Origin of the sequence: Prevotella sp. CAG:592 (genome assembly GCF_000436015.1) — a bacterium.
GTDB lineage: Bacteria > Bacteroidota > Bacteroidia > Bacteroidales > Bacteroidaceae > Prevotella > Prevotella pectinovora.
Window position 1 is genome coordinate 1 of record NZ_FR892553.1, and the last position, 1,951, is coordinate 1,951.

At 48.8% G+C, this 1,951-nt stretch carries 1 protein-coding gene; it reads right to left on the reverse strand.

What is annotated here, in order from left to right; all coding sequences use genetic code 11:
• Window positions 1-29 precede the first annotated feature (29 nt).
• Complete coding sequence (locus QVO99_RS04355) at window positions 30-1,805, reverse strand: hypothetical protein (protein ID WP_022316380.1); 1,776 nt, start codon at window positions 1,803-1,805, stop codon at window positions 30-32.
• Window positions 1,806-1,951 lie beyond the last annotated feature (146 nt).

The following is a 1,951-nucleotide window of genomic DNA, read 5'->3' on the forward strand; positions in this document are numbered from 1 at the left end:
GTTAAATCAAAGTGTTGCGGAATTAAGGGTTAATTAAAGTCGCCTATCACCTTGCCCACCATCTTTATCTTTATATCAGTGAGCTTCAGAGTATGTTTCTGCGCATTGAGCGTGATGCCCGTCACGGCGTTTTCTCCGTTGCTTGCCTTTCCGGCAACGATGAGCACCAGTCCGTCGAGTCGCTTCATGGCATCATCGTCGGTCTGCATGATCTTCACCTCCAGGGGTGATGTCTGCGATTCCACTCCGTCTGCCGATGCCTTCACATCCTTCTGAACGAGCTGCACCTCGATGCCCTTGAGTTCCTTCTTGTCGGCATCCACCGGTATGACATCCAACGACATGTATGCAGGCACACAACTTGTCACGTTAGCCGTAGCCAGCAGATAAGCACCGTCTGCGAGCTTCATGTCCTTGATGTCGTCGTGCCATCCGTCGAGGGTGTCACGGTATTCTATCACCGCATTCTCTGCAAATGCCAACGGTGCGTCAACATGATACGAAGGCTGTATCACGTAGGTATGTCCGAGTTCGAAGCGTCCTTCCTTCTTGCTGTCTGCCATTGCCGTAGCGGTGAACTTGATGTTATCCGGTATGGTCTTTATGAGGTCTGACAGATTGCTCTTGGTGATTACCTGGTCGTAACCTTCCACTCCGTTTCCTCTGCGGCAGATGCACACATGGGTTGTCTTGCCGCCTGTCACACGTATTCCCTCTACATCCACCGAGGCTGTCTCGCGTCCGTTCTTGAAGGCTTTGATAGTACCGTTTACGACACCATCCACCTGCATGTCGTTGCTGATGTCGAGCGAAATCTGCGGATTATACAGGTCTGCCACCACATTTCCGTCTTTCAGGAAGTCCGGCACACCGGTGATGTCCACGTCACCGAGGTCGTTGAGGGCGATATCCGGGTTGAAGCGTCCTGTGGCTGCTTCGATGGTGAAGTTGTCGTTCTCATAGGTACAGGTGATCTCTCCTCCGACATTTCCTGCATCTGCTGCAGAACCGGTATATGGAGCTGAAACATTCAATACGATAAAGCCGTCAAGTTCCACATCCTTGCCGTTTATCTTTATTGAAGAACCTGGATATTCCTGCTTTGCCTTGAAGTCGATAGCCTTGATATTCACCTTTACCACCAGGTCTTTTGAGGTTGGCACATCATTGAAGACTACCTTTCTTCCATTTACAGTCGGCGTCATCAAACTTCCGTTGTCTGCCAGTTCCATATAGTTAGGGAATGTCAGCGAGAGTTCCTGGAACTTCGGAATGCTCCTCTTGATATTGTCATCGAATTTGAGTCTGAGTGTTACGGGAGCCTTCAATTCAGCCTTCTTCATTTCGATTACATCTGCCGGTTTCTCACCCTTGTAATGGAACTCCACAAGGTATCCTACGCCACTTATGTCGCCAACATACGAGTCATTGCGACGCACGCCTTTCGACTTTGTAGGCGATACGACACCTACAGGCACTGGAGTGATGAGGGGCTCGGACTTCTTCCAAACTACAATCTTGTCGATAAGCGGATGCACGGGGGCAACGTTTCCACCATCCTGGCGGAACACATAATCGCCGTTTGCAGCCTCTACTACACTTCCGTTTTCCTCGAGCTCCAAAATGTCGCCCAACTTGATGTTTTCGGTTGTGCTGACAGGAATCTGGAGTCCATCGCTTCCGATACCAATCGTGGAATCGATGTTTCCAAAATCATAGTCACTGTCTGAACATCCTGTGAACACGAGCGCACCTGCGACGAACAGTGCCGGTAGCAATCTCGCGGAAAGATTTGATTTCTTCATGTTATTTTTTTGTTGGTTATGTTGCAGTGTTGTTATAGTCAAGTCCACTGTGTCGTACTATATATCATGTCTGAATATTCTGTTGCAGAACATGCAGCAGTCCATTAACGTACCTGTTTTTATCAGTAGTCTAACTTTTCTTTGTT